The sequence below is a fragment of the Psychrobacter sp. CAL346-MNA-CIBAN-0220 genome (assembly GCF_040309805.1).
Lineage (GTDB): Bacteria > Pseudomonadota > Gammaproteobacteria > Pseudomonadales > Moraxellaceae > Psychrobacter.
In genome coordinates this window covers 1-280 of sequence record NZ_JBEOPF010000159.1, presented here as the reverse complement: position 1 = coordinate 280, position 280 = coordinate 1, and the positions used below count along the sequence as shown (strand labels likewise).

Here is a 280-nt window from a genome sequence, read left to right as displayed (position 1 = left end):
CTATTCCATTTTGGTCAGTGATGACCCAACACTTTAACCATGCAACCACCTTATGGATTGTGGTTGTCATGGCCATAGTGCAAATCGTGGTGCATTTAAAATACTTCCTCCATTTAGATTTTTCTAAAGAAGGTAAGCTTAATACATTTTCGTTCTTATTCACTGCGTTGATTATTATCATGGTGGTGGGTTTATCTGTGTGGATTATCACCGCAGCTAACGAATTGATGATGTAAACAGCGCAATGTCAAAGCACTGCAACCAAAGTATGCAACCAGAC

The 280-nt window shown here is 39.3% G+C and carries 1 protein-coding gene; it reads left to right on the top strand.

The window, feature by feature from the left end; translation table 11 throughout:
* On the top strand, positions 1-236 hold a 236-nt coding region (locus tag AAEY88_RS13125), incomplete at its 5' end, for a cytochrome C oxidase subunit IV family protein (protein ID WP_350563092.1).
* Positions 237-280: the final 44 nt, after the last annotated feature.